Annotated in this window: 24 protein-coding genes and 1 pseudogene; 16 read left to right on the top strand and 9 right to left on the bottom strand. The window is 72.1% G+C overall.

All coding sequences use genetic code 11. The annotated features are described in order from the left end of the window. Position 1: 1 nt before the first annotated feature. Genes ABZX61_RS42110 through ABZX61_RS42095 form a run of 4 tightly spaced genes read left to right on the top strand, consistent with a single transcriptional unit; the run spans position 2 to position 3544 of the window. The gene (locus tag ABZX61_RS42110; protein WP_355202609.1) at positions 2–529 is read left to right on the top strand and encodes a hypothetical protein; all 528 of its coding nucleotides are present in this window, start codon (positions 2–4) and stop codon (positions 527–529) included. Beyond that, positions 526–1584, top strand: coding sequence for a peptidoglycan-binding protein (locus ABZX61_RS42105; protein WP_355202606.1), 1059 nt, complete (start codon positions 526–528; stop codon positions 1582–1584). Before ABZX61_RS42110 ends, ABZX61_RS42105 begins: the two co-directional genes overlap by 4 nt. A gap of 32 nt (positions 1585–1616) precedes the next feature. Then, positions 1617–2333: an ABC transporter ATP-binding protein gene (locus ABZX61_RS42100; protein WP_355202603.1), complete on the top strand. Its 717-nt coding sequence runs from the start codon at positions 1617–1619 to the stop codon at positions 2331–2333. Further along, positions 2330–3544, top strand: a complete 1215-nt coding sequence (locus ABZX61_RS42095; protein ID WP_355202600.1) for an ABC transporter permease — start codon at positions 2330–2332, stop codon at positions 3542–3544. Before ABZX61_RS42100 ends, ABZX61_RS42095 begins: the two co-directional genes overlap by 4 nt. A gap of 7 nt (positions 3545–3551) precedes the next feature. Here ABZX61_RS42095 and ABZX61_RS42090 read toward each other — a convergent pair whose 3' ends face one another. The 4 genes from ABZX61_RS42090 to ABZX61_RS42075 form a co-directional block, all read right to left on the bottom strand. Next, complete coding sequence (locus ABZX61_RS42090; RefSeq protein ID WP_355202597.1) at positions 3552–4409, bottom strand: alpha/beta hydrolase; 858 nt, start codon at positions 4407–4409, stop codon at positions 3552–3554. Between the two features lie 175 nt (positions 4410–4584). Further along, positions 4585–5232 (bottom strand): PadR family transcriptional regulator, encoded by a 648-nt coding sequence (locus ABZX61_RS42085; RefSeq protein WP_355202594.1) that lies wholly within the window; start codon positions 5230–5232, stop codon positions 4585–4587. A gap of 359 nt (positions 5233–5591) precedes the next feature. Then, on the bottom strand, positions 5592–5897 hold the full coding sequence (locus ABZX61_RS42080; protein ID WP_350732067.1) for a hypothetical protein: 306 nt from the start codon (positions 5895–5897) through the stop codon (positions 5592–5594). Positions 5898–5984: 87 nt separating this feature from the next. After that, complete coding sequence (locus ABZX61_RS42075) at positions 5985–8033, bottom strand: ATP-binding domain-containing protein (RefSeq protein ID WP_355202591.1); 2049 nt, start codon at positions 8031–8033, stop codon at positions 5985–5987. 68 nt (positions 8034–8101) lie between these two features. On the opposite strand from ABZX61_RS42075, the gene ABZX61_RS42070 reads away from it, so the two are divergent. The 3 genes from ABZX61_RS42070 (at position 8102) to ABZX61_RS42060 (ending at position 11520) form a co-directional block, all read left to right on the top strand. Beyond that, positions 8102–8725: a TetR family transcriptional regulator gene (locus ABZX61_RS42070; protein WP_355202588.1), complete on the top strand. Its 624-nt coding sequence runs from the start codon at positions 8102–8104 to the stop codon at positions 8723–8725. 234 nt (positions 8726–8959) lie between these two features. Continuing rightward, positions 8960–10582, top strand: a complete 1623-nt coding sequence (locus ABZX61_RS42065; protein WP_355202674.1) for a SulP family inorganic anion transporter — start codon at positions 8960–8962, stop codon at positions 10580–10582. A 380-nt stretch (positions 10583–10962) separates the two neighbouring features. After that, complete coding sequence (locus ABZX61_RS42060) at positions 10963–11520, top strand: hypothetical protein (protein WP_355202585.1); 558 nt, start codon at positions 10963–10965, stop codon at positions 11518–11520. A gap of 56 nt (positions 11521–11576) precedes the next feature. Here the strand turns inward: ABZX61_RS42060 and ABZX61_RS42055 are convergent, their stop codons facing one another. Beyond that, positions 11577–13232: an acetolactate synthase large subunit gene (locus ABZX61_RS42055; protein WP_350732073.1), complete on the bottom strand. Its 1656-nt coding sequence runs from the start codon at positions 13230–13232 to the stop codon at positions 11577–11579. Between the two features lie 139 nt (positions 13233–13371). On the opposite strand from ABZX61_RS42055, the gene ABZX61_RS42050 reads away from it, so the two are divergent. Then, positions 13372–14088 (top strand): BTAD domain-containing putative transcriptional regulator, encoded by a 717-nt coding sequence (locus tag ABZX61_RS42050; protein ID WP_355202582.1) that lies wholly within the window; start codon positions 13372–13374, stop codon positions 14086–14088. 89 nt (positions 14089–14177) lie between these two features. Beyond that, entirely contained in the window at positions 14178–14498 is a 321-nt protein-coding gene (locus ABZX61_RS42045) for a hypothetical protein (RefSeq protein WP_355202579.1), read from the top strand. 58 nt (positions 14499–14556) lie between these two features. On the opposite strand, the gene ABZX61_RS42040 is transcribed toward ABZX61_RS42045, so the two are convergent. Further along, positions 14557–15744 (bottom strand): cysteine desulfurase-like protein, encoded by a 1188-nt coding sequence (locus ABZX61_RS42040; RefSeq protein ID WP_355202576.1) that lies wholly within the window; start codon positions 15742–15744, stop codon positions 14557–14559. A gap of 9 nt (positions 15745–15753) precedes the next feature. On the opposite strand from ABZX61_RS42040, the gene ABZX61_RS42035 reads away from it, so the two are divergent. The 5 genes and pseudogenes from ABZX61_RS42035 to ABZX61_RS42015 all read left to right on the top strand — a co-directional run bounded on the left by ABZX61_RS42035 (position 15754) and on the right by ABZX61_RS42015 (position 20661). Continuing rightward, entirely contained in the window at positions 15754–16797 is a 1044-nt protein-coding gene (locus tag ABZX61_RS42035; RefSeq protein WP_355202573.1) for a winged helix DNA-binding domain-containing protein, read from the top strand. A 44-nt stretch (positions 16798–16841) separates the two neighbouring features. Beyond that, positions 16842–18272, top strand: coding sequence for a wax ester/triacylglycerol synthase family O-acyltransferase (locus ABZX61_RS42030; RefSeq protein WP_355202570.1), 1431 nt, complete (start codon positions 16842–16844; stop codon positions 18270–18272). 65 nt (positions 18273–18337) lie between these two features. Then, entirely contained in the window at positions 18338–18658 is a 321-nt protein-coding gene (locus tag ABZX61_RS42025; RefSeq protein ID WP_350732081.1) for an MmcQ/YjbR family DNA-binding protein, read from the top strand. Positions 18659–18834: 176 nt separating this feature from the next. Further along, positions 18835–19815 (top strand): annotated as a pseudogene (locus ABZX61_RS42020) (RNA polymerase sigma factor); the annotation flags it as partial. Positions 19816–19902: 87 nt separating this feature from the next. Then, the gene (locus ABZX61_RS42015) at positions 19903–20661 is read left to right on the top strand and encodes a class I SAM-dependent methyltransferase (protein WP_355202568.1); all 759 of its coding nucleotides are present in this window, start codon (positions 19903–19905) and stop codon (positions 20659–20661) included. Here ABZX61_RS42015 and ABZX61_RS42010 read toward each other — a convergent pair. Further along, positions 20658–21398 (bottom strand): alpha/beta hydrolase, encoded by a 741-nt coding sequence (locus ABZX61_RS42010; protein WP_355202566.1) that lies wholly within the window; start codon positions 21396–21398, stop codon positions 20658–20660. The two genes, ABZX61_RS42015 and ABZX61_RS42010, sit on opposite strands and share 4 nt — an antisense overlap. A gap of 65 nt (positions 21399–21463) precedes the next feature. Here ABZX61_RS42010 and add point away from each other — a divergent pair, with 65 nt between their 5' ends. Together add and ABZX61_RS42000 are read left to right on the top strand one after the other, a co-directional pair. Beyond that, complete coding sequence (add, locus tag ABZX61_RS42005) at positions 21464–22411, top strand: adenosine deaminase (protein ID WP_350732086.1); 948 nt, start codon at positions 21464–21466, stop codon at positions 22409–22411. A gap of 39 nt (positions 22412–22450) precedes the next feature. Next, on the top strand, positions 22451–22912 hold the full coding sequence (locus tag ABZX61_RS42000) for a hypothetical protein (RefSeq protein WP_355202563.1): 462 nt from the start codon (positions 22451–22453) through the stop codon (positions 22910–22912). Here ABZX61_RS42000 and ABZX61_RS41995 read toward each other — a convergent pair. Continuing rightward, positions 22909–23361 carry an NUDIX hydrolase gene (locus tag ABZX61_RS41995; protein WP_355202561.1) on the bottom strand — a complete coding sequence of 151 codons (453 nt, stop codon included), beginning with the start codon at positions 23359–23361 and terminating at the stop codon, positions 22909–22911. The genes ABZX61_RS42000 and ABZX61_RS41995 overlap by 4 nt on opposite strands. Continuing rightward, positions 23358–24368 (bottom strand): substrate-binding domain-containing protein, encoded by a 1011-nt coding sequence (locus ABZX61_RS41990; protein ID WP_350732091.1) that lies wholly within the window; start codon positions 24366–24368, stop codon positions 23358–23360. The genes ABZX61_RS41995 and ABZX61_RS41990 overlap by 4 nt, the downstream gene beginning before the upstream one ends. Positions 24369–24495: the final 127 nt, after the last annotated feature.

Genomic DNA, 24495 nt, shown 5'->3' with positions numbered 1-24495 from the left:
CATGAATATACGGCTGTTGCTGGTCGCCGTCCCGCTCACGCTGGCGCTGGCCGCGTGCGGAGGCACGGCGCCCAAGGACGACGGCGTGGCCAGCGCCGGCGGCGGCACCTCGTCCGCCGGGGCCACGGCCTCCCCGTCAGCGTCGATGGACCCGCAGGAGGCCCAGCTGAAGTTCGCGCAGTGCATGCGCGAGCACGGCATCGACGTCTCCGATCCACAGAACGGCCAGTTGAAGGTAGAGGTCCCCAAGGGTGTGGGCCGCGACAAGATGGACAAGGCACACAAGGCCTGCCAGCCCATCATGGACGCCGTCGTCCGCGACCACACGCCCAGCCAGCAGGACTACGACCAGATGGTCAAGTTCGCGCAGTGCATGCGCCAGCACGGCGTTGACATGCCCGACCCCAAGCCCGGCGAGGGCATGCGCTTCGAGATCAAGAACGGCTCGCAGCAGAAGATCGAGGCCGCGCACAAGGCCTGCGAGCAGTACGCGCCCGGCGGCGGCAAGAAGCCAGGGGAAACGTCATGAGGAAGGGGATCCTGCTGAGCGGCGGCACCGTCCTGGCCGTCGCCGCGACGTGGACCGCGGTGGCCGTCATGAACGACGGCGTCCCCGGAGCCGCCACGCCCCCCAGACCCCCGGTCCCCGCCACCGCGGACATCACCCGGCAGGACCTGGTGGAGACCAAGACCGTGGACGGCGCCCTCACCTACGCGGGGGAGCGCCGGGTCGCCTCGGGCGCCTCCGGCACCGTGACGTGGGTGGCCGCCCAAGGAGCGGTGGTCCGCCGCGGCCGCCCGCTGCTCAAGGTGGACCGCAGGCCGCTCGTGCTCATGTACGGCAGCCTGCCGCTGTACCGGACCCTGCAGAGCGGCGTGTCCGACGGGCCGGACGTCGAGCAGCTGGAGCGCAACCTCAAAGCGCTCGGGTACGGCGACTACCTCACCGTGGACGACCACTTCAGCTACGCCACCGAGCAGGCGGTCAAGGACTGGCAGGAGGACAGAGGGCTGGAGGAGAGCGGGCGGGTGGACGCGGCCCAGGTCGTGTTCCAGCCCGCCGCCGTACGCGTGACCGACGCCAAGGCCGAGGTCGGCGCCAGGACCGCGCCCGGACAGCAGGCGCTCACGGTGAGCGGCATCCGCCGCCTGGTGCACGTGGACCTGGACACCGGCGACCAGTCGCTGGCCCGCAAGGGCGCCAAGGTCACGGTGACCCTCCCCGGCGGTGAGCGGGCCGCCGGCCGGATCACGTCGGTCGGGACGGTCGCGGAGTCCTCCGGGTCCGAACGGGACGCGACCACCACCATCGACGTGGACATCACCCTCGCCAGGCCGCCGCGGACGAAGCTGGACCAGGCGCCGGTCGAGGTGGAGATGGCCAGCGCGCGGCACGCGAACGTGCTGGCGGTGCCCGTCGAGGCGCTGCTGGCGCTGCGCGAGGGCGGCTTCGGGGTCGAGGTGGCGGAGGGCGCGGCGAGCCGGATCGTGGCGGTCGAGACCGGGGCCTTCGGCGGCGGCCTGGTCGAGATCAAGGGCGAGGGGCTGGCCGAGGGCATGAAGGTCGGGGTGCCGGTCCAGTGAACGGCCCAGTGAACGGCCCAGGGAACGGCCCAGTGAACGGCATCGTCGAGTTGTGCAAGGTGACCAAGACGTACGCCGGAGACGTGCACGCCCTGCGCGGCGTGGACCTGACCATCGACCGGGGAGACCTGCTGGCCATCGTCGGCCCGTCGGGATCGGGCAAGTCCACCATGCTCCACATGATCGGCACCCTCGACCGCCCCACCTCCGGCACCGTGCGCGTCGCCGGTCATGACGTCGCGACCCTGTCGGACCGGGAGCTGTCCGGGCTGCGCTCGCGCACCCTGGGGTTCGTCTTCCAGCAGTTCCACCTCTCGCCCGGCGTCAGCGCGCTCGACAACGTCGCCGACGGCCTGCTCTACACCGGCACGGGCCGCCGCGCCCGCCGCGAACGCGCCGCCGCCGCGCTGGAGCGGGTCGGGCTCGGCCACCGGCTCCGGCACCGGCCGTCGGAGCTGTCCGGCGGCGAACAGCAGCGGGTGGCCGTCGCCCGGGCCGTGGCGGGCGACCCGCCGCTGCTCCTGGCCGACGAGCCGACGGGCAACCTGGACTCCCACGCGGGCGCCGACGTGCTGGCCGTCCTGGCGGACCTGCACCAGGCCGGCACCACCGTCGCCGTCATCACCCACGACGCCGAGATCGCCGGCTGGTGCTCCCGCCAGGTACGCCTGCGCGACGGGCTCGTCGTCGACGGCCACGAGCACGACCACCTGAGCCCCGTGGAGCTGTTGAGAGGAGCCGGGCGTTGACCGACCACCACCACCGAGCCGGGGCGCGGCCCGCACCCGGCCGGCTCAGCCCCGGAGACGTGCTCCGCGTCGGGGCCGCCGGGCTGCGCGCCCGCCCGACGAGGGTGATCCTGTCGGCCCTCGGCATCGCCATCGGCATCGCGACGATGATCGCCGTGATCGGGATCTCGTCCTCCTCCCGCGAGCAGCTCCTGCGCCAGCTCGACAAGCTCGGCACCAACCTCCTCACGGTGGCTCCGGGGCAGACCATGTTCGGGGAGGAGGCCAAGCTGCCGACCGGCGCGCTGGCCATGGTCCAGCGCATCCGCCCGGTCCGGACCGCCGCGGCGACCGGCGGCGTGGAGGCCACCGTACGCCGCAACAACCACATCCCCGAGTCCGTCACCGGCGGCATCGCCGTCCAGGCGGCCAGCACCACCCTCCTGACCACTCTGGAGGGCTCGGTGACCAAGGGCACCTGGCTCAACGACGCCACCGCCCGCCAGCCGGCCGTCGTGCTCGGCGCGCAGGCCGCCGAACGGCTCGGCTTGGCCAGGACCGGCGTGCAGGTGTGGATGGGCGGCCGCTGGTTCACGGTCGTCGGGATCCTCGGGCCGATGCCGCTGGCTCCGGAGATCGAACGCTCGGCCCTGGTCGGCTTCCCCGCGGCGCGGGAACTGCTGGGCTTCGACGGCTACCCCACCACCATCTACGAGCGCTCCTCGGACGAGGCGGTGGAGTCGGTGCGCCAGGTGCTGCCCCGTACCGTCAACCCCGAGAACCCGGAGGAGGTCACCGTCAGCAGGCCGTCGGACGCCCTGGCCGCCAAGGCCGCCGCCGCGGGCGCCTTCACCAACCTGCTGCTCGGGCTCGGCGCGGTGGCCCTGCTCGTGGGCGGGGTCGGAGTGGCCAACACCATGGTCATCTCCGTGCTGGAGCGGCGCAAGGAGATCGGCCTGCGCCGCTCGCTCGGAGCCACCCGCGGTCAGGTACGCATCCAGTTCCTGGCCGAGTCGCTGCTGCTGTCCACCCTGGGCGGGGTGGTGGGCGCGGTTCTGGGGGCCCTGGCGACCGCGGGTTACGCCCTGTCGCGGGGCTGGCCGCCGGTGGTCCCGCCGTGGGCGCTGGGCGGGGCGGTCGGGGCGACCCTGCTGATCGGGACGCTCGCCGGGCTCTACCCCGCCATGCGCGCCGCTCGCCTGTCGCCCACGGTCGCCCTCGCCACCACCTGAGGGCCCGCTAAGAGAGGAAACCGCGGATCGCGGCCGCGACCTGCTCGGGGCGTCCGCGCTGGTCGGCGTTGCAGGTGGCGCTGTGGTCGAGGCCCTTCAGGTCCACGCGCCGGACATGGGGCAGGACGCGCTCCAGCCCCGTGAGCACGGACTTCAGGTGGGCGGGGCTCCGGGTGCCGCCGAGCAGGAGCACCTCCGCCCCGATCGGCCGGTAGATGTCCAGGCTGCCGGCCGTCTCCGCCACCACCTGCCCGTCGTAGTGCAGCGTGGGGGCCAGCTCCCGGAACGTCGGCTCCCCGTCAACCGCTGCCTTGTCCTGACTTTTCAGCATCATGCCCGTGAGCAGCTCCAGGACCGCCCGCGGCATGACATTGAAGAACTGCGGCCCCAGCCGCGCCGCCCTCATCCCGGTGACCAGCGCCGCCGGGATCCGGCCGGCCGCGAGCTCCCGGTCGAAGCGCTCCAGCCAGCCGGCCGGGTAGAAGTCGTCGACGTCCAGCGGCGGCTCGAAGATGACGGCCTTGCGCAGGCCGGGCCGTACGAGCGCGGTGCGCAGCGTGACGATGGCGCCCGAGCTCACGCCGACGACGCGGTCCGCCCCGGTCGCGGTGAGCAGCGCGTCGAGGTCCTCGACCTCCCGATCGAGGCGGTAGTCCGGACCGTACGGGCCGCTGCGGCCCCGGCCGCGGCGGTCGGGCACGTAGCACGTGAACTCGTCGGCGAGGGCCTGGGCCAGCTCGATGTTGCTGTGGCCGCTCTGCATGACTCCGTGCAGGAGCACCAGCCCGGGGCCGCGGCCGAGCCGGCGGTAGCTGATCGTGGTGCCGTCCTTCGAGGTCACGGCGTCGAGAGTGGTCGTGGTCATGATGGCTCCCCATGGTTCGGCCCGTGAAGGGGAGCCCGGCTATTGTTGCGAGTGCCATCTCGTGTCCGGGGTCCCGCTTCGCGGGCATTTCGGTACGAAGATCTCCCGGCGGCGGTGTTCCCGCACCGCCGCCGGTCTTGCGATCGGCCACCGGGCTCTTCGCCGGTCGCCGGGGTCAATCCGCTGTGCTGCCCCTCTCCGCGATGTCCGCCACCTCGGGGGGCAGGTCACCGGTCCGGTGGAAGGCCCGCCATCCGTCCAGGCCGGGGAACGTGCCGGAGGTCAGCTCGGCCAGCAGTGCTCGCACCCAGCCCGCCTCGGCCTCCCGCATCGCCAGCGCGTACTCGGACTCGAGGAGGAACAGCCTGGGCACCTCCTCCCGGTCCCGCTCCAGCGCCCGGCGCGCGTCCTGGAGCTGCTGCTCCAGCAGCTCCAGGCGCTGCCGCAGCAGCGGCTCCACCTCGTCCGGGCCGAGCCCGGCCAGCACCGACAGCCCCGCCTCGAACGCCGACGGCTCCCGCACGGGCGTGGACAGCAGCTCGCGCGTCCAGTCGTCGGCCTCCTCCCGGCCGGCTTCGGTGACGCGGTAGACGGTCCGCTCGGGGCGGGCGCCCTGCCTGCCGCTCTCCACGGCCTCGATCAGGCCGTGCTTCTCCAGGTTGCGGACGACGGTGTAGAGGGATCCCCACTTGATCGGCATGTCCTGGTCCTTGCCGCGCGCCCGTAGCACCGAGGCCATCTCGTACGGGTGCATCGGCCGCTGCCCGGCCACCGTCAGCACGGCCAGAGCCAGCAGGTTCGCGACCCTGCGCCGCTTCGTCATCCGGCTCATCTCCTCGTGGACGAATACTCGTACACGAGCATACGTGCGCGAGTATCCGCACGCAATGGGGAATCGCTGCGCGTCTTACGTTTGGAGACAGCGTCGGATCCGCGTTCTGCGGTCGGGCGCGTCGGGTCGCTGAGCCCGGTGCCTGGCCGGTGCGGCGCGTCGAGAGGGCGGCCCGGTGCGCGGCGCGTCCTGTGGTCGGAGGCGGTGTTCGGGCGCTTGGGGAAGGCGGCTCACCGGTGGACGGCGAGCGGGCGCGGGCCGTGCCTGAAGGGGGTGGGGCGGGAAAGGCGGCGCCGCCCCGGGAGAGGGTCACGTCAGACGGAGTCGGTGACGCCCGGGGCGGCTCGGGGTCAGGACATACTGCTCACGAGGATCACGCCGAGGGCGATGCCGATGATCATCCCGACGCCGGCGGCGACGGCGGCCCACTTGCCCAGCGGTTCGCCCCGCGTGTGGCCGACGATGCCCAGCACGATGCCGGCCAGGCCGAACAGGATCGGGATGAACAGCACGGCCACCACCGCGCAGACGAACCCGATGATCGACAGGACCTGGTTGCTCGGCGGCTGCTTGTAGGGAGGCTGCGGATACGGGGGCGGCTGCGACCACTGGGTGTTGGGATCGTCGCCCTGGGGCGGGTCCTGCGAAGAGGTCACTTGCGGGCTCCTCTCGAGACGTGAACAACATCACACACCGAAGGGCCCGGTCCTGTCGAGCCGAACGAACCAGGACATATACCGATTTCACGCTGCTTCTACGGGATGAGAAAGCTGGGGCGGCAGAGGCCTGGCGTGAACGACGTCCAGCCGGGAGACGGCCCGGGTGAGGGCGACGTACAGGCGGTTCAGGCCGCGCCGCTCGGCTTCGGCGACGGCGGCGGGCTCGGCCAGGATCACGTGGTCGTACTCCAGCCCCTTGGCCAGCGAGGCGGGCAGCACGGTAAGGCGTTCGTCCACGTCCATGCCCTCGTCCCGGAGCGCGGACGTGATCGCCTCGACGTCGGCGTCCGCCGCGATCACCCCGATCGACCCCTCGAACGCCATCGCTTCGCGCGCCGCCTCCACCACGCCCTTCTCCAGCCCGCTCACGTGGGTGACCCGCAGGCGGCCGTCGGAGCGGTACGAGCGCGTCGCGGGCACCTGCGTGCCGAGCGCCGCCAGCAGCGTGTTGGCCAGCTCCACCACGGCCGCCGGGACCCTGAAGCCGGTGGTCAGGGCGATGACCTGGCCGTCCGGCTTGCCCAGCAGCGCCATGCGCTCCGGCCAGGAGGAGGCCGCCCACGGCGTGGTGCCCTGGGCCAGGTCGCCGAGCACGGTGAGCGAGCCGTGTTCGCTGCGCCTGGCCACGGCCCTGCACTCCATGGGGGACAGGTCCTGGGCCTCGTCCACGATGACGTGGCCGTAGCCGCGCGGGCGCTCGATGAGGGCGGCGATCTCATCGAGCAGCACGAGGTCGGCCGCCGTCCACCTGGCGCTCTTGACGCTGCGGGGCGGCTTGGCCCAGGTGATCGCCTCCCATTCGGCCCCCGTCAGCGCGCCGTCCCGCCTGCCCTTCGCCGACGCGCCGTCCCGCGTGCCTCCCGCCGGCCCGCTGTCGCGCGTGCCCTCGGCCGGGCCGCGCAGGATCTCGTACAGGACCTCTTCGGGTTTGACGGCGGGCCAGACGGCGTCCAGGAACGGGGTGACGGCGCGGGCGATCTTGCGGGTCCAGGCCGCGACGGCCGTCTGCCCGCGCGCCTCGGCCTGGCGCTGGATCGCGGCGACCGTCCGGGCCCGCACCCGCTCGCGGCCCACTCCGTACGGCAGGGACTCGCGGCGCGTGTCGTCCACGATGCGGCGCAGCTCCTCCTCGGGCACCCGCCACCGGTACGAGCCGTCCGCCACCGTCACCGGCTCGACCGGCTTCGCGATCCGCCGGTACAGCGCCCTGCGCAGCACCTCGGCCATCCGGACGTCGTGCTTGACCAGCGCGGCGGCCTCGCTGTCGGCGGCGGTGACGGGGAGGGTGACAGTGACGGGGGCCAGCAGGCGCTCCAGGGTGGTCTGCTCGACGTCCACCTCGCCGAGCGCGGGCAGCACGGCCGAGATGTAGCCGAGGAAGGCCCGGTTCGGGCCGAGGACGAGGACGCCGGAGCGTTCGAGCCGCTGCCGGTGCGCGTACAGCAGGTATGCGGCCCGGTGCAGGCCGACCGCCGTCTTGCCGGTGCCGGGCGCGCCCTGGACGCAGATCGAGGTGTCCAGCTCGGCCCGTACGAGGTCGTCCTGCTCGGGCTGGATGGTGGCCACGATGTCGCGCATGGGGCCGACGCGGGGGCGCTCGATCTCGGCGGCCAGGATGCGCGACTCGCCTTCCTCGCCCCGTTCGAGCCGCTCGTCCTCGAAGCCTGTCAGCGTCGTGCCCGACCAGCCGAAGCGGCGGCGTACCGCGACACCCTGCGGGTCGCGGGCGCCGGCCCGGTAGAAGGCCCGCGAGACCGGCGCGCGCCAGTCGATCACCACGGGCGGGCCGCCGTGCTCGCCGGTGATGTGCCGCCTGCCGATGTGGTACGCGCGTCCGCGGTGCTCGGCCGAGCTCTGGCCGAAGTCCAGCCGGCCGAAGAACGGCGGCCCCTCGGGCTCCTCACTCAGCTCCTTGGCCAGGCTTTTGAGATGGCGGCCCAGCCGCTCGGCGCTGTAGCGGTCGCCGGCCACGGTCTCACCGATGATCACGTTGTCGCGCGCGCCTTCGAGCATCCTGCGCAGTCCGGCCTTGCAGCGTTCGACGTACTGCCTCTCGTCGTCGAGCGTGCCCATCGCGTCCCCCAAAAGCGTTAACTCGGTTAAGAATTTAACCAGGTTAACACTTTGATAGACTGGGTGCCATGACGGGACTACGGGAGATCCAGCGGCAGCGGGTCCACGAGGCCATCTCGACGGCGGCCATCTCGCTCTTCCTGGAGCGCGGCTTCGACGAGGTGCCCGTGACGGAGATCGCGGCGGCGGCGGGGGTGTCCAAGCCGACGCTGTTCAAGTACTTCCCGACCAAGGAAGACCTCGTGCTGCACCGGATCGCCGACCACCAGGGTGAGGCCGCCCGCGTCGTACGGGGGCGGGAGTCGGCGGAGCGGCCGCTGGAGGCGCTGCGCCGCCACTTCCTCGACGGGCTCGCCCGGCGCGACCCGGTCACCGGGCTCAACGACCATCCGGAGGTGGTGGCGTACCACCGGATGGTGTTCTCGACGCCGAGCCTGGCGGCGCGGCTGTTCCAGCACATGGCGCAGGACGAGGAGGCCCTGGCCGAGGCGCTCGGGGAGATCACCGACGAGCTGACCGCCGGGCTGGTCGCCGGGCAGGTGCTGGCCGCGCAGCGGGTGCTCGCCCGGCGCAACTGGGCGATGCTGGCCGAAGGCCGGCCGCTGGCGGAGGTCGAGCGGGAGGCGATCCGGGCCGCCGAGCGGGCGTTCTCGCTGCTGCCGGTGTTCACGCCTCGCGAACAACCCGTTTAGGCAGGTGGCAAGGGGTGTACTTGATACGGAGAGCCTCTTGACCAATTGCAAAAATGTGCAATTTGGTGCATTGCGGGGCGCTCTTTACTCGTAGGGAGTGATGGTGAGAGGACCTTTCACGCACCAAGACGGTTACATTTCCGGACCGGAAGGTAACAGCTCGTGACCGGCGCGCTGACCCTGGCCTGGGGGCGGCTGCGCGCCGTGCTGCCGGAACGCGAGTCGCTGGCCGCCATGTGCCGCCGCCCCCGCCAGGACCTGCTCGCCGGGCTCACGGTGGCGGTCGTCGCGCTGCCGCTGGCACTCGGATTCGGCGTCTCCTCAGGGCTCGGGGCCGCGTCCGGGCTGGCCACGGCCGTCGTCGCCGGGGCGCTGGCGGCCCTGCTGGGCGGCTCCGACCTGCAGGTCTCGGGCACGAGCGGCGCCATGACGGTGATGCTCATGCCGATCTTCGACGCCCACGGCCCCACCGGCGTGCTCACGGTCGGCCTGCTGGCCGGGCTGCTGCTGCTCGCGCTGGCGCTGACCGGCGCCGGGCGCTACATGGCCGTGGTCCCCGCCCCGGTCGTGGCGGGGTTCACCGTCGGCATCGCCTGCGTGATCGGCCTGCAACAGGTGCCCCAGGCACTCGGCGTACCGCCCGAGAACAGCCACAAGGTCATGATCGTGGCCTGGCACGCCGTCCTCGACTTCCTCGCCCACCCGCACTGGTGGGCCACCTCCGTGGCCGTGGCCGTGGCCGCGGTGGTGCTGGTGGCCGCACGCGTACGGCCGAGCCTGCCGTTCGCGCTGCCCGCCGTGGCCATCGCCACCGTCGCCGCCGAGGTGGCCGCGCTGCCGCTGGCCAGGATCGGCGACCTGCCCGCCGGGCTGCCCGCGCCGTCGCTGGGGTTCCTGGATCCGGGCGCGCTGCCGTCCCTGCTCACCCCGGCCGTCGCGGTGGCCGCCCTGGCCGCGCTGGAGTCGCTGCTGTCGGCCAACGTCGCCGACAGCATGACCACCGGACGCCGCCACGACCCCGACAGGGAGCTGTTCGGGCAGGGCGTGGCCAACCTCGTCACCCCGCTGTTCGGCGGCATGCCCGGCACGGGTGCCATCGTCCGCACCGCGGTCAACGTCCGCTCCGGCGCCCAGTCCCGGCTCGCGGCGCTGGCCCACGCGGGCATCCTGGCCGCGATCATCTACTCCGCCGCCGGGCTCGTCGCCCGGATCCCGCTGGCCGCGCTGGCCGGGGTCCTGCTGGCCACGTCGGTGCGCATGATCGACACCGACGCGGTCAAGGCCATGTTCAGGTCCACCCGGGCCGACGCTGTGGTCCTGGTGCTGACGGCCGTCGCCACCCTGACGCTCAACACGGTGGTGGCGGTCATCCTGGGCCTGGTGGTGGCGGGGGCGCTGGCCCTGCGCGCCATGGCGCGCAACGCCCGCCTCGACGCCGAGCCGCTCCGCCACGACCTGCAGCCCCATCACACCGAGGACGAGCACGCGCTGCTCGCCGAGCACATCGTCACCTACCGCCTGGCCGGGCCGCTGTTCTTCGCCGCGGCCCACCGCTTCCTGATGGAGCTGTCGGAGGTGACGGACGTGTCCGTGGTGGTGCTGCGCCTGTCCCGCGTCACCACCATCGACGCCAGCGGCGCGCTGGTCCTGGGCGACGCGATCGAGCGGCTTGAGGGGCGGGGCATCCTGGTGTACGTCTCGGGCATCCCGGACGGCCACCATCAGCCGCTGGAGGCGCTCGGGGTGCTCGCCCGGCTGGACGAGGCGGGGCAGGTGTTCGCCACCACCGACGAGGCCATCGCGGCCGCCCGCGACCGCCTCCACCACACGGGCGTCCTCCCCCACCTGGCCGGCTGACCCCCTCCGCCCCACCCGCCTCCCCCAACCCACCGGGGGAGGCACCTCACCCCCAGGACATCGGGCCCGCCGACCGTTGACCGTGCACCGTCGGTTGTCGGTGCCGCGCCCTCGGGTCGTGGCGCGTGTCCGTCGCCCGAGGGGCGTTCTGCCTCCCACCTCCTTCGAGGGAGCCCGGCCGACGCCAGAGGGGCGTCTCGCCCGTTCTCACTCCGAGGGGCCTCGGCCGAAGCCGGAGGGACGTCTCCCACTCCGAGGGACCTCGGCCGAAGTGCGGTGGGAGGGGTGGGTGCCGTGGATGGGGACCGGCTCACCAAGATTTCGGACCTGGAGCGCCCGAGCCCTGTACCCCCCACCACCGCACCGGCGACACTCGGCTCATGACACGGACCTCCGAACCTCCCCGCGCGCTCCCGGCCGTCGCGCACCGCTGGCCCACCCTGCTCGGGCTGGGCTTCGCCGTCCTCACCCTCCTGGACTTCGAGGACGGCCGCAGCCTGGGGTTCGTCGTCTTCCTGGCAGCCCTCATCTACCTCGGTACGGCGGTCCTCGGCAAGCCCGGCACCGTCTGGGCCCTGTTCGTCATCAGCACCGTGGCGTGGGTGGCGTTGGACCAGCTCGGGATCGACGGCTGGCCCGCCCTCATCGGCGGCGCGGTCTCCCTCATCGTCCTCGGTCTGGTGGGCGGGCTGTTGCGCCAGCCGTTGCTGACGGCCGCGCAGGTCCCGGCCATGCTGGTCTGCGGCGGGGCGGCACTGCTGGCGCTGACGCTGTCGCCCCAGGCCGGCGGCTTCCTGGTCGCGGGGGCGCTGATCGCCCATGGTGTGCAGGACCTGCTCGTGTGGCGGGCCAAGCAGGTCGTGGCGCGGTCGATGGCGGAGTTCTGCATGGTCCTCGACTTCCTGCTCGGCGTGGGCATCGTCGTGCTGAGCCTGTGAAGCAGCTGTCGTGCCGAGCCGGTGAAGCCCGCTCGGAAGGGGCGGGTGAAGCCCGCTCAGAAGGGGCCGGTGAGCTCGCCGAGTTTGTCGGTCAGCTCCAGGTTCGCCGAGTAGTCGACCGGCACCGCGATCACCGACACCACGTCGTCCGCCAGCGCCTTGCGCAGCGTCGGCAGCAGTTCGTCCGCGTGGGTGATCCGGTAGCCGCGCGCCCCGAAGCTCTCCGCGTACTTGACGAAGTCGGGGTTGCCGAACGTGACGTTGGAGTCGCGCCCCAGCTCCAGGTCCATCTTCCACTCGATCAGCCCGTACGCGCCGTCCTCCCACACCAGCACCACGAACGGGATCCGCTCCCGCACGGCGGTCTCCAGCTCCTGCGAGTTCATCAGGAACGCCCCGTCACCCGTCGCCGCGAGCACCCGGCGGCGGGGGAAGGCCAGCTTGGCCGCCAGCGCCCCCGGCACCGAGAAGCCCATGGAAGACAGCCCGTTGGAGACCAGCATCGTGTTCGGCTCGTACGTCGGATACATGCGGGCCATCCACATCTTCACCGCCCCCGTGTCCGCCAGCACGATGTCCTCGCGTCCCATCGCCGCGCGGACGTCGGCCACGATCCGGCGCGGTGACAGCGGGAACCCGTCCTCCGAACGCCCCTGCTCCAGCTCCTCCCGCACCATGCGGCGGATCTTCTCGCCGGTGCCGTTGATCTCGAAGCGCCGGTGCACGGCGTCCGCGAGCGCGTGGAGCGACCGTGAGATGTCCCCCTGGACACCGACCGCCACCGGATAGTGGTCGTCCACCTCGGCGGGGAACTGGTGAATGTGGATGATCTTCTTGTCGCGATGCGGGTTGATCTTGACGGGGTCGAACTCCTGCAGCTCGTACCCCACGCTGATCAGCACGTCCGCCTCGTCGAATCCGAAGTTCACGTAGTCGTGCCGCATGAACCCCACCGCCCCCAGCGCGTGCCGGTGGTCGTCGGGGAAGACGCCCTTGCCGTTGAACGTGGTCGCCACCGGCAGCCCGAGCCGCTCCGAGAAGCGGATCAGCGCCTGGGAGGCCCTGGCGCGCGTGGCCCCGTGCCCGGCCAGCACGATCGGCCGGCGCGCGGTGGCCAGCACGTCGGCCGCGCGGGCGATCTGCGCGGGGGAGGGGTCCTGGGTGCGTACCACGTTGACGGGGAGCGGGCGCAGGTCGTCGGGCACCGGTGCCGACTCGACGTCCTCGGGGATGGCGAGGTAGACGGCGCCGGGACGCTCGGTCTGGGCGGTCTTGAACGCCTTGCGGATCATCTCGGGCAGCGCCTGCGGCGACGGCGCGAGCTCCGACCACTTGGTGATCGGCCTGAACAGCGACACCAGGTCCACCACCTGGTGCGACTCCTTGTAGATGCGGTCGAGCCCGACCTGGGCGCTGATCGCCACCACCGGGGTGCTGTTGGTGGTGGCGTCGGCCACGCCGAGCTGCAGGTTGATCGCGCCGGGGCCGAGCGTGGCCGAGGCCACCCCCGCTCTGCCGGTCAGCCTGCCGTAGATCTCGGCCATGAACGCTGCGCCCTGCTCGTGCCGTACGAGGACGTAGCGGATGGAGGAGTCCTGGAGCGCGTCGACGAAGTGGATGTTCTCCTCGCCGGGGATGCCGAAGACGTACTCGACGCCTTCCGCCTCCAGCGCCTGCACGATGAGCCGGGCCGCGACGGCCTGCGTGGTCATGGGACAAGCCTTCTTTCTGAACGACTGCGTCCGTGAAAGCGCACGAAGGCCGCCGTTCATTCCGGTGTCCCGGCCCCGCCAGCGGGTATCTAAGCAGCGGCTCCCCGGACTGATCTCGCACCAGGAGAGGACCGGGGGCATGGTGGAGCGACCTTTCCGTCTCGCGCTTCTGGGCGGCTTCCGGCTGCTGGCCGGCGACGAGCAGCTCGCCGTCTCCAACGGCTCCGAGCGGCTGCTCGCGTACATCGCCATCAGCCGCAGGACGGTGCACAGGAACGTGATGGCGACCACCCTCTGGCCCGACGCGCCGGAGCGGCGCGCGCACGCCAATCTGCGCTCCGCGCTGAAACGCCTCGACGAGGTCGGGCGGGCGCTGCTGCACGTCGGGACGACCGAGATCGGGCTGGCCCCGGACACCGGCGTGGACTTCGACGACGCCCGGGCGCTGGCGCAGCGCCTCATCGACCCCACCGTTCAGGCCGAGGAGGCCACCGTCTGCGCGGGGTCCGTCGATGCGCTGGCCAACGGCCTGCTGCCCGGCTGGTACGAGGAATGGGTGCTGGCCGCCGCGGACGAATGGCACCAGCTGCGGCTGCACGCCCTGGAGGCCCTGTCGGCGATCTTCGTCAGGCAGCGGCGGTTCGCCGAGGCCGTGACGGCCGCGAGCGTGGCCGCGCATGCGGACCCGCTGCGGGAGAGCGCGTGCGCCGCGCTCATCGAGGCCCATCTCGCGGAGGGCAACCAGGCCGAGGCGATCCGCCATTTCCGGCTCTACGCGGAGGGCCTGCGGGCCGAGCTCGGCATCGAGCCGACCGCCAGATTGCGGGAGCTGGTGGCAAGCCTGCGCGGCCGCTGAGCGATCACGGTAACGCTCCGGTCACGCCGACATCACGGCGCGGTGACACGGCCCCCTCCACGCTGGGTGGTGACAGAAGGGAGACCGGAATGCGCATCAAGAAAAGCCTGATTCTGGCTGGTCCAGCGCTTCTCACCGCTGTCACACTCGGACCCCTCGCGACCCCGTCGGCCCAGGCCCTCGCGCAGACCTCCGCGACGAGCGCGCAGACGAGCACCCACGTCGCGAGCAAGCCACCCGAGAAGAGGAAGGCCAAGAAGCAGCAGTACAACATGGGCCGCTCGGCCGGTTACACCGACGGCCGCAGCGCGTGCGTGAAGAAGGAGCCCTACAGCCTGAAGTACTCCGGTGGCGGCGCCTACCAGAGGGGCTTCGCCGACGGCTACAACTCGGGCTACCACAGCTGCTAGCGATCTCGGCCACTGAGCTGGACCCCACCCGCGCCCGCGGGGTGGGGTCCACCCCTTTTCAGCCCAGGCGGGCCACCCCGTCGAGCAGGCGGTCCACGTCGGAACGGTCGTTGTAGTGGACCAGGCCCGCCCGCACGGCCCCGCCCGAGTCGCGGATGCCGAGCGCGCCGGTCAGCTCCCAGGCGTAGTTGTGGCCGTTCCAGACGTTCACGCCGAGCCCGGCCAGGTGCTCGGCCACCTGGCGCGGGGTGTGCCCGGCCACGTTGAAGTAGGCGGTGGCGGTGCGCCTGGCGGGTTTGCCGTACACCGTGACGTGCGCCATCGTCTCCAGCCCCTCGATCAGCACCGCGAACAGCGCCAGCTCGTGCTCCTCCGCCGCGCTCATCGAGGCCAGCAGGCGCTCGCGGCGGGTGCCCGTGCCCGGCACCATGGCGGCCAGGTGGTCCACGGCCGCCGTCACCCCGGCCAGGTCGGCGAAGGCCGCCGTCCCCGTCTCGAACCGCTCCGGCACCGTGTCGGAGGAGGAGGCCAGCTTGTCCGGCCGCAGCGTCTCCAGCAGCGCCGGGTCGGCCACGACCGCGCCGATGTGCGGGCCCGACCACTTGTACGCGCTCGTGGCGTAGAAGTCGGCGCCCAGGGCGCGCATGTCCACCGGGCCGTGCGGGGTGGCGTGCACGCCGTCCACGTACATGAGCGCGCCCGCCCGGTGCGCCAGCTCGGCGATGGCGGCCACATCGGGACGGGTGCCGAGAATGTTGCTGGCCGCCGTCACCGCGACCAGCCGGGTGCGTTCGCCGATCAGGTCCGCGTACTGCTCCACCGGCAGTTCCCCGGTGACCGGGTCCACCTCGGCCCAGCGTACGGTGGCGCCGATCTGGGTCCAGGGCCGGACATTCGCGTCATGGTCCAGCCTGGAGAGCACGACCTCGTCGCCCGGCCCCGCGATGGCCCTGGCCAGGCGGTAGGTCAGCGTGGTCATGTTCGGGCCGAGCACCACGCCGTCCGGATGGCCGCCGACCAGGTCGGCCACGGCGGCGCGGCAGGCCGCCACGATGGCGCCGGAGCGGTCGCTGGCGGGGAAGGCGCCGCCGATGTTGCCGATCCCGGCCCGGTAGGCGGCGGAGATGGCGTCTATCACCGGCCGCGGGGTCTGGGTGCCGGCCGCGCCGTCGAGGTAGGCGAAGCCGTCGGCCAGCGCAGGGTAGGAGGAACGTACCGATTCGATGGGGAATGTCGGATCGAGCATGATAGGTAGATGCTCACCCTCAGAGACCTCAACCGGGCCACCTTGGCTCGCCAGCACCTTCTCGACCGGCACGAGGGTGACGTGGCCGACGTCGTGCACCGGCTGGTCGGCCTGCAGGCGCAGGAGCCGCGGCCGCCGTACCTGGGGGTGTGGTCCCGGCTGGCGGGGTTCGCGCGGGACGACCTGCACGCCGCGCTGCACGCCCGCACGCTCGTGCGGGCCACCATGTGGCGGGCCACGCTGCACCTGGTGACCGCGGCGGACTTCGCCGCGTTCCGTCCGGTGGTGCGGCCCGTGCTGGCCGCCGCCGCGCGCCGCTTCGACGACGTCGACTTCGACGCGGTCGTGGCCGCCGCCGACCGGCTGCTGGCCGCGGGGCCGATGACCTTCAACGAGCTGCGGCCCAGGCTGCAGGAGGAGTTCCCCGGCGGGTACGACCGGGCGCTCGGATACGCCGTGCGCATGCTCACCCCGTTGATCATGGTGCCGACGGAGGACCGGTGGAGCTTCCCGCGCGAGTCCGCGTTCGCGCTGCCCGGCATCGCCCTGGAGCCCGCCGGCGTGGAGGCGCTGATCGAGCGCTATCTGGCCGCGTTCGGCCCGGCGACCCCCGCCGACGTGCAGACCTGGTCGGGGCTGGGCGGCCTCAAGCGCGTCATGTCCGGCATGGAGCTGGAAAGGCTCACGGACTTCATGGGAAGGGAGCTGTACGACCTGCCCGGCGCGCCGCGGCCCGGGGGCGACGTGCCCGCCCCCGTACGGTTCCTGCCCGACTTCGACACGCTGGTCCTGGGCCACGCGGACCGCACCCGGGTGCTGGCCGACGAGTTCAAGGGCCGGGTCGCCACCAAGAACCTCCGGGTGAAGGCGGTCTACCTGGTGGACGGCTTCGCGGCCGGGACCTGGCAGATCAAGCGCACCGCGAAGAAGGCCACGCTGCTCATCAGCCCGTTCACCTCGACCTCTCTCGACGTGCTGGAGGAGGAGGGGCTGCGGCTGCTGGCATTCGCCGAGCCCGAGGCGGTCCCGTCCCTTGAAGTGACCGACTCTTGAAGTGACCGGCGGAGTCTGATTGGTTCAGGGCGGAGGTGTCACCAATGGCCCAGTTGACCGCCCTGGACGCGCAGTTCCTCCATTTCGAGACCGCGACGAACATCGCCAACATCGCCGGCCTGGCCATCCTCGACGGCGACCTCAACCGCGCCGACCTCCAGGCCCTGCTCGAGCGGCGGCTGCCGTACGTGCCCGCGCTGCGGCGCAAGCTGGCCCCCGTGCCGTTCGGGCTGGACCACCCGTACTGGATGCAGGAGGACGATCTCGACCTCGACTACCACGTGCGCGAGATCGGCCTGCCACCGCCTGGCGACGACCGGCAGCTCGCCGACCAGGTCTCGCGGCTGCACGCCCGCCGGCTGGACCGCGGCCGGCCGCTGTGGGAGATCTACCTGATCCACGGGCTGTACGGCGGGCGGATGGGCCTCTACACCAAGATCCACCACGCGGCCGTGGACGGGATCGGCGGCGCCGACGTCCTGGCCGCGCTCCTGGACATCAGCCCGACGCCCGCGCCGCCGCCCGCCGAGGAGCCCTCACGGGACGCCCCGCCTCCCGGGGCCGCGGAGATGGTGGCGCGCGGGCTGGCGAGACTGGCCGGCAACCCCGCGCTCGCCGTGCGTTTCGCCGCCCGGGCCATGCCGCACCTGGACGAGATCCCCGTCGTGTCCTGGATCCCGGGCAGCCAGGTCGTCTCCTCCCTCGCCCGGCGGCTGGCCGGGGCCGGGCAGGCGCCCGAGCTGCCGGCGCTGCCCGCGCCCAGGACGCCGTTCAGCGGCCCCGTGTCGGGGCACCGGCGCTTCGCGTTCGTGTCGCTGCCGCTGGAGGAGATCAAACGGGTGCGCAAGGCGTTCGGGGTCACCGTCAACGACGTGGTCATGGCCGTGTGCGCGGGCGCGCTGCGCACGTGGCTGGCCGCGCACGGCGGCGTCCCGAACCAGCCGCTGGTGGCGGGGGTGCCGTTCTCGCTGCGCGCGGCCGGGGTGGAGGGCCCCGGCAACCAGGTGGCGATCATGACGGCGCCGCTGGCCGTGCACGTCGAGGACCCCGTCGCCCGGCTGCACCACGTGCGGCACGCCATGCAGCGGATCAAGGACCGCTTCTCGCTGGCGCCCGCGCGCTGGCTGCGCGAGTTCAGCGAGTCGATGCCGGCCGCGCTCATGGGGCTGGCCGCCCGCTCGGCCTTCTCGCTCGTCGGGCAGACCGCGCCGCCGATCAACGTGGGCGTCTCGAACGTGCCAGGACCCCAGTTCCCCCTGTACGTGTGCGGGGCCCGGCTGCTGACCCACTACCCGGTGTCGGTGATCACGGACGTGAGCGGCGGCGTGAACATCACCGCCTTCTCCTACGACGGCTCCCTCGACATCGGGATCGTCACCGACAGAGAGATGGTGCCGGACGCCTGGGAACTGGCCGCCGACCTGCGTGCGGCCCTCGACGAGCTGCTCCACGCGGAAGCGACCCTGCCGCACTAGCCAGGTGCCGGCGGAACTGTCGGTGGCGTGTGGCACCTTGGGAGCGCTGAGGAAGGGAGCATCGCATGTCCACCGCCCGGGAGCTCTACGACGACCTGGTCACCGAGCAGCTCGTCCGTCCAGAGGTGAGCCTGGGGCGCATGTTCCACTCCGAGGGCCTCAAGGTCAACGGCAAGGTGTTCGCGTTCTTCTCCAAGGAGCAGCGGGTCGTGCTCAAGCTCCCCGCCGCGCGGGCGGCCGAGCTGGTGGACGAGGGCGCGGCCGACGAGATGATCATGGCGGCCCGGCGGATGCGGGAGTGGGTGTCCCTGCGCACGCCGGACGAGGAGGTCTGGCGCGGCCTGCTGACGGAGGCCGCCACGTATGTGGAGTCCCTGACACGCTGACACGCCCGCCGGACGGCGGCCGGCTGGGGCCACTCGCGGGCACAGTTGGGTAGCTTGGAAGGAGGCGGCCTGCCAGGTCTCCCGAGTTCGCCGTTCCCTCAGACCCCGAGGTGCCGATGGTTTCAGCCCCCACGTCATAGGTCACCACGTTTCAGCGTCGTGCGTCCAAAGCGAGCGAGGAGTGTGTTTTGTCCGAAGCAGCAGAGGTTCTCGAACTCGACGACAACGTCGCCGACGGTGGCGCGGCCGTCGGCGCCGACTCGGTCAAGGCTTATCTGAAGGAGATCGGCCGAGTGCCGCTGCTCACCGCTGAGCAGGAGATCGACCTGGCCAAGCGCATCGAGGCCGGGCTGTTCGCGCAGGAGCGGCTCGAGACCGAGCCGTGCATGCCCGCCGATCTGCGCGCCGATCTGGAGTGGATCGCCCGGGACGGCGCGATCGCCAGGCGCCGCATGCTGGAGGCCAACCTGCGGCTGGTCGTCTCCATCGCCAAGCGCTACACGGGCCGCGGCATGCTCTTCCTCGACCTGATCCAGGAGGGCAACCTGGGCCTGATCCGGACGATCGAGAAGTTCGACTACCGGCTGGGCTACAAGTTCTCCACGTACGCGACGTGGTGGATCAAGCAGGCCATCACCCGGGCCATGGCCGACCAGGCCCGGACGATCCGCATCCCCGTGCACATGGTCGAGCTGATCAACAAGGTCGCGCGGACGGAGCGCCGCCTGCAGACCGACCTCGGTCGCGAGCCCACGCCCGAGGAGTTGGCCAAGGAGTGCGAGCTCGAGGTCGACCGCGTCGTCGAGGTCCAGGGATACGGCCGCGAGCCGATCTCCCTGAGCACGCCGCTGGGCGAGGAGGGCGACAGCGAGTTCGGCGACCTCATCGAGGACACCGAGGCCGTCTCCCCGGCCGACGCGGTCTCGTTCACGCTGCTCCAGCAGCAGTTGCACGCGCTGCTCGACCAGCTCTCCGAGCGCGAGGCGGGCGTGATCAGCATGCGCTACGGCCTCAACGACGGCAAGCCGATGACCCTCGACGAGATCGGCCGCATCTACGGCGTCACCCGCGAGCGCATCCGGCAGATCGAGGCCAAGACGATGTCCAAGCTCCGCCACCCCTCCCGATCCCTGGCGCTGCGCGACTACCTGAGCTGACCCGCGACTGAAAGGCTGCGCAAACGAAGACCCAAGACTGTCGCCACGGACCTGTGGGGGCAGGCGGGCTGTCCTAGATTCCCAGGCGTGAAACGCGCCCGATCGAGCCTCGTCCACCAACTCGCCTACGCCGTCAAGAACCCGGACCGGATCGCCCCCCACCTGCGGCGGCTGGCCCGCGACTCCTGGTTCCGGCTGCGCACGCGTGATCACGTCGCCTACTACCGGGCCGTCATGAAGTCCGACACCGCGCGGGACCCCGAGGGCGCGGTCGGCTCGCACACGCACAGACGGTGGCTGGCGCTGGGGCGCATGCAGTTCGACTACCTGGTGGAGCACGGGCTCAAGCCGGACTACCGGATGCTGGAGATCGGGTGCGGCAACCTGCGCGCCGGGCGGCTGTTCATCGACTACCTGCACGCCGGAAACTACTACGGCATCGACATCTCGCCCGACATCCTCATGGCGGCCCAGCACACGATCGTCGGGCACGGGCTCAACCACAAGCTGCCCTACCTCACGCCCGTCCGCGACCTGCGCTTCGCCTTCCTGCCCGGCGAGCACTTCGACGTCGTCCACGCGCACAGCGTGTTCTCGCACTCGCCGCTGCACGTCATCGAGGAGTGCTTCGCCCACGTGGGGCGGGTGATGAAGCCGGCCGCCTGGTTCGACTTCACCTTCGACCGCACCGAGGGCAAGGAGCACCAGGTGCTGCGGGAGGACTTCTACTACCGCACCGAGACGCTGGTGGCGCTGGCCGCCGAGTACGGGCTGCGGGCCACGTTCATGGACGACTGGGAGCGCGGCCCGCACAAGCAGTCGAAGATCCGCATCACCAAGGGCTAGCGGGCCGACTCCCAGAACTCCGCCAGCCTGGCCGCGCCGGTCGCCGGATCCTGGAGCAGCCACCAGTGGCCGAGCCCCGGCAGCTCGGCCACGGTGGCGCCCGCCCGCGCCGCGCTCTCCTCCGCCACGCTCCGCGCCAGGAACGCGTCGCCCTCGGGAACGATCACCAGCCCGGGCGCGGGGATGTCCGCGAACGCGGGCGACCACTCCTCACCCACCCGCACGGCCGACCGGTAGAGGGCCAGGATGCTGTCGGCCATGACCTGGTCGACGCCGGCCGCGATCTCCAGGGCGTGCTCGAACGGCACGCCGAAGCCCTCGAACCCCTTGGCCCGCTCCTCCAGGGGTGTGGCCAGCAGTTGCTCGAAGAACTCCTCGCCGGCCCCGGGCGTCTGCCAGAGCCTGGCCAGGTCGTGCCACTCGAAGGCGGGGTGGCCGAGCCCGGCGGCGTCCGTGGCCCACGTACGGACGAGGTCGGGGCGGGTGCTGACCAGGCGCACCACCAGGCCGCCGCCCCAGTCGTGGCCGACCAGGTCGATCTCGTCGCCCGCCATCGCCTCCAGCTCGCCGGCCAGCCACGCCACGTACTCCTCCTTCGTGGCGGAGAACCCGTCCGGCCGGGGGCAGCCGAAGCCGGGCATCCGGAGCGCGCGCACGTCCTGGCGGCTCAGGGCCGCGCGGAGGGGGTCCCAGACGGCGGCGGTCTCAGGGACGCCGTGAACCAGCACAAGGGTCATTCCCCGAACGTACGCCGCGAATATCCGGCTGCATACGTTCTGAGCCCTCCTTTAGGGTGAGGGGAGTGAGAGACGTACGTGCGTTGCCCAAGGCCCACCTGCATGTTCACCTGGAGAGCACCGTCCGGCCCGGGACCGTGCGCGACCTGGGCGGGACGCCCGAGCGCAGCGAGCTGTTCGCGAGCTTCAGGGAGTTCGGCGACGAGCGGGCGCGGGTGCGCGACCTGCTGCGCACCCCCGAGCACTTCCGGCGGATCGCGGTGGAGTTCTGCGAGGACGAGGCCGCCCAGGGCACCCGCTACGTCGAGGTGACCTTCACCGCCGCCTCCCACGGGGAGCGGGTGGGGGACCCGGAGATGCCGCTGGAGGCGGTGCTCGAAGGGCTGGAGGAGGGCTCCTCCCGCTACGGGATCGCGTACAACGTGCTGCTCGACCACTCCAGGCGGCGGCCGGTGGAGCGGCTGTGGCGCACGTTCAAGCTGGCCGGCCGGCACGACCGGGTGATCGGCATGGGGCTGGCCGGCGACGAGAGCTACCCGCTGGCGCCGTTCGCGGAGGTGCTCGACGTGGCCAGGGACGCGGGGCTGCGCCTGGTGCACCACGCGGGCGAGGCCGCCGGGGCCGCCAGCATCCGCGAGGCGCTCTCCCTGGGGCACGCCGAGCGCCTCGGGCACGGCATCCGGGTGCTGGACGACGCCGAGCTGGTGGCCGAGGTGCGCGAGCGCGGGATCCCGCTGGAGGTCTGCCCCACCTCCAACGTCCTGCTCGGGTTCGTCCCCTCCCTGCCCGAGCACCCGCTGCCCCGGCTGAGGGAGGCCGGATTGGCGGTCACGGTCAACACCGACGGGGAGACGGCACTGGCCGACGAGTACGCCCGGCTGCGGGACGTGTTCGGGTACGGCGACGCGGACCTGGCGGACCTGGCCCGGGCCTCGATCGACGCGTCGTTCGCGCCGGAGCCCGTCAAGGCGCGGCTGCGGGCGGAGGTGGAGGCTTGGCTCGCCGCTGAGTGACGCACGGGCGTCCGCACGGTCGCATGAGAGGCTGTCGGCATGGACTTATCGAAGCCGGGCATGCCGTCGGTGGCTCAGCGGCTGCCCGAGCGAGTGGTCTTCGCCGGGGTGGTCGGCGCGATCCTGCCGTTCCTCCATTTCGGATGGGCGCTGCTCGGTGCCGCGCTGGCGGACACCTCTCGATGCGGGCACTTCGGGTGCATCGGGCCGTTCGTCGAGGCGTGGGAAGTGGGGCGCTGGCTGGTGCCGGTGGTGGCCTGGCCGCTGCTCGGCCTCCTGCGCGTCCGGCCGGCGTGGCCCGTCGTGCTCGTGGCCCCGCTGTTCCTGGTGCCGCTCTGGGAGCTCAGCGCCAGCCCCGTGGGCCTGTTCGGCGTGCTGAGCACCGTGCTCGCCTACCCGTTCGCCGCCCTGGTGACCGCGCCGGGCGCCTCCTGGCGGCAGCGCGGCCTGGGCGTGGCGCTGTTCCTCTTGTTCTGCGGCGCCCTCGCCTTCGCCGGTTAGTCCACCCGGCCGTTGCCGGGCCGTACGCGGTGGAGCTCCAGGCCGATGTCCACCACCTCGGCTCGTTCGAGGCCGGCCACCTCGTCGAGAGGCACCCACGCGGCCCGGTCCGTGCTGCCGCCGACCTCGTGGCGCAGGGTGCCGCCGGTGACGCGGCCCTCGTAGACGATGCGCAGGCCGTGGAAGTCCGCCTCGCGGCCCTCGCCCCGGGGGTAGCGGCAGTGCAGGGTGCTCATGCCCAGCAGGGTCTCGATCGCCACCGTGTAGCCGGTCTCCTCCTCCACCTCGCGGATCGCGGCGTCCACCGGGTCCTCGGCGTGCTCGATGCCGCCGCCCGGGAGCGTCCAGTGCCGCTCGCCGGAGGGGCCGACCCAGCGCGCGAGGAGGATCCGGCCGTCGTCGACACAGATCGCGTACGCGGCCACGCGCAGCTCCCTGGTGATGATCACGAGGCGGGAGCGGCGGTGCTGCTGCGGACGACGAGGCTGGTGGCGAGCTCTATGCGCGTCCCGACCGGCCCCCTCGGATGAGTCAGCTCCTCCGAGATGAGGCGGACCGCCTCGTTGGCCATGTCGTCGAGCGGCTGGCGGACCGTGGTGAGCGGCGGCGACATCATCTCGCACCACGTGGAGTCGTCGAAGCCGACCACGGACAGCTGGCCCGGCACCCGGATCCCGCGCTCGGTGGCCGCCTGGTAGACGCCGGCCGCCTGCATGTCGGAGCCGGCGAAGATGGCGGTGGGCCGGTCGGGGCGGTCGAGGAGCTCGGCCCCGAACTCCCTGCCGCCGGAGATCAGGAAGTCGGCGTAACGGGTCAGCCCGGGGTCGGGGTCGATCCCGAACGTACGGTGCGCCGCCAGGTAACCCTCGTACCGGTCGAGCGTGCACTGCGTGTCGAGCGGACCGCCGATGAAGCCGATCCTGGTGTGCCCCAGCTCCAGCAGGTGGGTCGTGGCCATGACGCCGCCCGACCAGTTGGTGGCGCCGACGGTGGAGATGCGCGGATCGCGCTTGCCCACCGGGTCGAGCAGCACCAGGGGCACGTGCAGGAGCTCCTCGATGGCCGAGATCTCCTCCCAGTTGGCCCGCGACAGCACCAGCACGATGCCGTCGGTGCTGCGCTTGCGCACGATCCCGATCCAGCGCCGCAGGTCGAAGTCAGCCCGCGCGGACGAGGTCACCACGAGCGAGAACCCCCACCGCGCGGCCGCCTGCTCCGCGCCCCTGATGAGCACCTGGGCCCACGGGGAGCCGAGCCCGTCTATGAGCAGGTCGACGAGACCGGACCGGGGAGTGCTCGGCGGGCGCGGGGCCTCGTATCCGAAGGCCCTGACCGCTTCGAGCACCTTGTCTCTGGTGGCGGTGGAGACGTGCTTCTTCCCGCTCAGGACCTTGGAGACCGTCGGCACGGACACTCCGGCAGCGGCGGCGACGTCCGCCAGCGTTGCTCGAGCCACAGGACCTCCGAGTGCAACTTTCGGAAAAACCTCAAACCCACAGGTTGCCCACTGACCTGGAGCAGACTGCTACCCGATCGGCGCTGTTGACATCGCTGCGGGCCCGAGCCTACCGTAACCCTTCGGC

The sequence above is a fragment of the Nonomuraea sp. NPDC003709 genome (assembly GCF_040610775.1).
Lineage (GTDB): Bacteria > Actinomycetota > Actinomycetes > Streptosporangiales > Streptosporangiaceae > Nonomuraea > Nonomuraea angiospora_A.
This window is presented reverse-complemented; position numbering and strand designations above follow the sequence as displayed.